This is a genomic window from Mycobacterium sp., assembly GCF_035603715.1.
GTDB lineage: Bacteria > Actinomycetota > Actinomycetes > Mycobacteriales > Mycobacteriaceae > Mycobacterium.
The window spans coordinates 1-5,181 of the sequence record NZ_DATNJW010000104.1 but is presented as its reverse complement, the minus strand read 5'-3'; the positions used below and the strand labels follow the sequence as shown (position 1 = coordinate 5,181).

At 65.5% G+C, this 5,181-nt stretch carries 6 protein-coding genes; 2 read left to right on the top strand and 4 right to left on the bottom strand.

The genetic code is table 11. The features are described 5' to 3' along the window. The coding region (locus VN856_RS04605) for an FKBP-type peptidyl-prolyl cis-trans isomerase (RefSeq protein WP_325686603.1) at window positions 1-485 on the top strand (485 nt) is incomplete at its 5' end. A 60-nt stretch (window positions 486-545) separates the two neighbouring features. On the opposite strand, the gene VN856_RS04600 is transcribed toward VN856_RS04605, so the two are convergent. After that, the gene (locus VN856_RS04600; protein WP_325686601.1) at window positions 546-839 is read right to left on the bottom strand and encodes a hypothetical protein; all 294 of its coding nucleotides are present in this window, start codon (window positions 837-839) and stop codon (window positions 546-548) included. Between the two features lie 239 nt (window positions 840-1,078). Here VN856_RS04600 and VN856_RS04595 point away from each other — a divergent pair, with 239 nt between their 5' ends. Further along, window positions 1,079-2,311: an MFS transporter gene (locus tag VN856_RS04595; protein WP_325686607.1), complete on the top strand. Its 1,233-nt coding sequence runs from the start codon at window positions 1,079-1,081 to the stop codon at window positions 2,309-2,311. A 1-nt stretch (window position 2,312) separates the two neighbouring features. Here VN856_RS04595 and VN856_RS04590 read toward each other — a convergent pair whose 3' ends face one another. From VN856_RS04590 to VN856_RS04580, 3 genes are all read right to left on the bottom strand, one after another. Further along, window positions 2,313-3,119: a transglycosylase SLT domain-containing protein gene (locus VN856_RS04590; RefSeq protein WP_414686866.1), complete on the bottom strand. Its 807-nt coding sequence runs from the start codon at window positions 3,117-3,119 to the stop codon at window positions 2,313-2,315. 142 nt (window positions 3,120-3,261) lie between these two features. Continuing rightward, the gene (locus tag VN856_RS04585) at window positions 3,262-3,642 is read right to left on the bottom strand and encodes a DUF732 domain-containing protein (protein ID WP_325686599.1); all 381 of its coding nucleotides are present in this window, start codon (window positions 3,640-3,642) and stop codon (window positions 3,262-3,264) included. Between the two features lie 38 nt (window positions 3,643-3,680). Continuing rightward, a complete protein-coding gene (locus VN856_RS04580; protein WP_325686597.1) occupies window positions 3,681-4,922 on the bottom strand; it encodes an osmoprotectant NAGGN system M42 family peptidase in 1,242 nt (413 codons plus the stop codon). Window positions 4,923-5,181 lie beyond the last annotated feature (259 nt).

Here is a 5,181-nt window from a genome sequence, read left to right as displayed (position 1 = left end):
CGCCCCCACCTGCGACCGCAGACAGCAGTTGTCCCACCCAAGCGCCGGGTGACGGTGGAACACCGGACTGGACCCTCAGCGGCGCAACCGGCAGCGTCGCGGTCACGGGCTCGACAGATAAGGCAGCGCCGTTGATCACCGTCACTCAGCCCTTCAGCGTGACTGAGACCCAGGTACATACGCTGCACGCCGGAGACGGACCGGTAGTCGCGCCCACCGCCACAGTCTCTGTCTGCTACATGGGCGTCAACGGACGCGACGGCAAAGTGTTCGACAGCGCCTACGACCGCGGCACACCGGCCCAATTCCCGCTCGACGGCGTCGTGCCGGGCTTTCAGAAAGCGATCGCGGGACAAAAGGTCGGCTCCACCGTCGGCGTCGCGATGGCCTCAGCGGACGGCTATCCCGAAGGCCAGCCGCAGGCCGGAATCCAGAAGGGCGACAGCCTGATCTTCGCGATCAAAATCCTCAGCGCCGGAAGCTGAGCGCAGACTGCCTACCCACTCCCGTAGGAGCGAGTAGGCAGCTGCCGCGTTCGGTTGGACTCAGATGCAGAGTCCGATCAGGCACGGCGGAACCGGCGGACCGCCCCACCCGATCGGACCGGGTCCACCCCAACCGGGACGAAAACCAGGGCCGCCCCAACCGCGTCCGCCGAAGCCGTGGCCGCCCCAACCGGGCCCGCGACCGCCGCCCCAGTGGACAAGTTGCGCATGCTGAACCGTGTTCGGTGCGGGCTGTGGCGTCGGCGCGGCGTTGGCGGCACCGGCAAGTCCAATTGCCGACAGACTCATTGCGCCAGCGATTGCACCCGCGCTGATCATTTTCTTCAAGGTCATGACGATCACCTTTCCCGTATGCGGCTATCGAACGGATAGTCGTCGTCGTACCTCTGAAATCTAGCTAGCATGGCTATGAATTAGCTTTGTTAACGACCTGGAGTCGTTATGAGGCGCGGTGCGCATGGTTCCGATCACGCCGATCGCGACTCTTCTGTAGACCTTGTGTCGTTGCATACCGTGCACGCGTGGCGTTGAGCGTCGGCAGCATTCCGGTCCAGGTCCCCCGATCCTCCCCCGTGACGTTCAGGCAGGCGCTCTTCGTTGCCGTGACAGCGGGCTTGGGCTACGGATTCGACTCGTATGCGGTGAACATCTACGGCCTGGTGTTGCCCCAGATCAAGCAGACTCTGCACATCACTGACGCACAGGCCGGATACATCGGTTCGATCTTCCTGCTCGGCTACACGATCGGCACGATCGGTTTCGGCGTCGCGGCCGATCGGTGGGGACGCAAAGCCACGCTGGGAGCGTCGATTCTGCTGTATGGCGTCACCACTGCCCTCGCCGGTCTCACCACCAACATCGCCGCGTTCACCGGGCTGCGATTCCTCACCGGAGTCGGAGGCGCGGGCGAACTCGCGGTCGGCGCGCCGTACACCGCCGAAGTCTGGCCGGCCAAGACCCGCGCGATCGGCGTTGGCGGCGTTATCTTTTCGCTCTTCTCGCTGGGCTACGTCCTTGCCGCGGGCGTCGCGCTGGTTTTGGTGCCGCACTTCGGTTGGCAATCGGCGTTCATTGTCGCCATTGTCCCGGCGATTGTGTTGTTCCTTGTCCGGCAAGGTATTACCGAATCGCATCGTTACGTCGAGGTCCGCGCGAGTGGGACCCCCAAGCCCCGGCTGTGGCGCTTGCCCGGCGTGCGGCGTCGCTTGGTTGCCGGCTGGCTGATCTACACCGCCAACGCGGTCGGCTACTGGGGCATGACGTTGTTCTTGACGACCTACATCGTGAAGAGATTCCATGCCACGCCCATCGAGGCGATTCGCTACGCCCTGGTGTTCTTCTTGCTGCAGGCCGTGTTCGCGTTCCTTGGGACCGGCCTCGCCGATCGAATCGGTCGACGTCCTTCGGCGATCCTGGCTGCGGTCATCGAGGTCGCATCGACGGTCCTGGCGGCTACCTCCGACTCGCTGGCTCAGTACCAAATCTTCGGCGCGGTCGCCATCGCGACCCTCGGCTGGCTGTGGGGCGTCGGCGACACCTACATCGCAGAGTTGTTTCCAACGGTATTGCGCGGCACCGGCTTTGGAATCGCGGTCGGCGGCGGCCGGGTCGTCTCCATCGCCGCTCCGACCGTCATCGGCTGGGCCATCACGCGCTACGGGTTGCAGACCCCGTACCTGGCGCTGGCCGGCCTGTGGGTGCTGACAGTGATCGGCTACCTGCTCGGGCCGGAGACCAAAGGCAAAGAGCTCGAAGAGCTGACCGACGAGGCTCTCACCGAAGATCTGGTACCGGCCGCGAACTGACTCACTGCGGGTGGGACGCGACGTAGTCCGCCGCCGGGATCGGCGACGCTTGGGCATAACCAATGGGCAGCAACACATCTCCGGCGGTCGTGCGGCAATAGACGTCCCACCGGTAGAAGCTGGCGAATGCGGCGGGGTCGCCGGCGATCAGCGCCGCGTACTGATCAACCGCGCGCACATATTGGTTGGCGTGGTTGTACCGGTAAATGGCGTGATCGCGGTCGTTGGCGAAGTTATTCGCGGCGAGATAGCGGCCCGCCGCGATGATGCTGTCGTGCGGCGAATGGATATCGCCGCCCTGGCCGTACGCGGCGAAGGTCGCGGGCAAGAACTGCATCGGGCCCTGCGCGTCCGCGGTGCTGACACCGTCGATGCTGCCTAAGCGGGTCTCGACCAGGTTGATCGCGGCCAGGTAGTTCCAGCTGACACCGGTCTCCGCCTCGGCCTGATGGTAGAAGCCCAGCAATTGATCGGCGGGTGCCGGCGGCACGATGCGCCAGGCAGGCAGCGTGCTCCGAACCGGGGTCATCGCGGTGAGCTGACGACGGGCGTCGACATTGCGGTCGTAAACGTCGAGGAGCTCCGCCGGGATGCGCGCCCGTGCGGCAGCATCCCATTCGGGATGCTGCCCGATGGCTCGATAGGCAGCCTGCTCGCGGTGGGCCGCCGCCACCAGTGCCGGCTCCCCCGTCGACGGGTCACGCAACGTGTGCTCGTCGGCGACCAGGTCGTCGGCCAACTGTGCGGGATCCGACGCCAGCCGAGGCTGTGCACCATCGGGCGTCTTCGGCGTAGCCGCGACCGTCATGGTGGTCGACGGAGGTGCGGCCGCGGCAGGCGGTGCCACCGGCCCGGGTGGCTGGGAGCAGCCGGCAAGAACGAGCATGAACGTGCCGACGGCTACCGGCGCAAGGTGGCGTGCCGGACTACTGGCGAATGCGGTCATCGGCTTAGAACGCGGCCGGTAGGGGCGGCAATGGGAAATCGATTGGCGGGGACCACGGCTGCTGCGCGGGCGTTGGGACGATTCCCCACGTGTGCTGCGGACAGAAGACGTTTTCCGAGATTTGGGTGAACTTCGTTGCGCCGTCATCGGTGAATCCGGAGTTCTCTTGGGTCATGCTCTTGATGACCTCAGCTTGCGGATTGCCCTGGTCCATCAACTCGCATACCCGCCGGCCGATGGCGATCGCGGCGGGACCGTCGTGATAGGTGATGCCGGCTTTGTTGAGCGCGCCAAGAAACTTGGCATCAGGATTCGGGTCGGCGTGCGCGGGGGTCGCGAGGCCGATCAACGCGGCCATGGTCACGAGGACAATGTGTGATCGCATTGCTCCATCCTCGTATAAATCGGCGCCGATGGTTAGGGTCAGTCGCTCCCCTCGGGTGCCGACGACGGCGGCCAGTGCGAGCCCGGCGACACATCGCCGGGTTCGGCGTGCTCGCCGCGTGCCAGCGGCACCCACTGCTCGGTGGGCGCCGGCTGTTCCGACGATGGGAAGTCGCGCAGCTTGCCGGATGGCTTCGCGTCCCACTTCGCGAACGTCAGTGGTGTTTGCAGCCAGGCATGCAGCAGGTTGTAGGTCGCCTCCAACGAGTCCATGTGGGTGCGTTCCCAACCATGGCTGCCGTCGAGCCCGAAACCCACCAGCGCGGCGCGCGTGCCCGCCCCGGCCTCGATCGCTGCGGCGGCGTCGGATCGGTAGTAACGGAACACATCCCGCGCGAACGGTATGCTGTGCTCCTCGGCGAGCCGGCAGAGCTTGCGGGTGAGGTGGTAGTCGAACGGGCCGTGCATATCGGCCATCGGGATTGTCACTCCGTCCTCGATGGAGTCCTGGCCGGGCGCGCACACCGCGTTGTCTACCGAGACCAGCTCGGCGACGTCGGCGGGCAGGCCATCGCTAGCCCCGTGACCTACCTCTTCGGTGATGGTCACCATGATCGTGGTGCGGTGCGGCAGCACGATCTTGTTTTCGCTGAAGTTCTTGGCCAGTGTCAGGGCTACGGCTACGCCTGCCTTGCCGTCGAGGTGGCGGGACACGATGAAGCCGTCGGCGGCCAGTTCGGGACTGGTGACAAATGCGACAAAGTCCCCGATCTTCAAGCCGAGCTGGACGAGGTCGTCTCGCGACGAAACTTTGCGATCGATGCGGACCTCGACGTGCTCCCAGTCCGTGGGCTGGGCGTCGATCTCGTCGCCGTAGGCGTGTCCGCTGGCCTTGAGCGGCAGCACCGTGCCGGTGATGAACTCGTCGGGGTCGTCGCTGAAGATTCGCACGCGGGCGCCGGTGGCGAAGCGGGCCGAGAAGGTGCCGATTGGAATCAGCTCGAGGCGGCCGTTGTCCTTGAGCCTGCGCACCATGCAGCCGATGGTGTCGGCGTGAACCACCAGTGCGCGGTCGGTGTGCTTCGACTCACCCGGGAGTTCGGCGGTGAGCGCGCCGCGGCGGGTCAACGAGAACGGCACACCGAAGTTGTTGAAGATGTCGCCGATCAGTTGCATCACGGCGTCCGTGCGCCCAGATGGGCTCGGGGTCTGCAACAGAGCCAACAGCGTGTCGATCATCCACCCGCGGTCGGCCTCGGGCATGGCGGCAATGTCGCCCACGACGCCTCCCTTCAGGTAAGTCCGGAATCGCGTCTAACCTACCGGGCCAGCCTTGATCCGGCTGGTCCGGGCTTGGTCGTCGTGCTGCCTATGTCCCCGTCAGCGTTTCGACGCGGTAGCGGCTGGCAGTCCAGGCTGGGGCACTGGGGGTGGGTGTGAGTGTGATGGTGATCCGAGTTTTGCCTGCGGTCAGGGATTCGGGCACGACGTAGGTGTCATCGAGCCAGCGGTGAATGGTGTTACTGCGCGGCTGTAACCA

Bases quoted from the DNA above. Each gene is read 5' to 3' on its own strand.
- VN856_RS04600 (WP_325686601.1), bottom strand. From the start codon at position 839: ATGACCTTGAAGAAAATGATCAGCGCGGGTGCAATCGCTGGCGCAATG.
- VN856_RS04590 (WP_414686866.1), bottom strand. From the start codon at position 3,119: ATGACGGTCGCGGCTACGCCGAAGACGCCCGATGGTGCACAGCCTCGG.
- VN856_RS04585 (WP_325686599.1), bottom strand. From the start codon at position 3,642: ATGCGATCACACATTGTCCTCGTGACCATGGCCGCGTTGATCGGCCTC.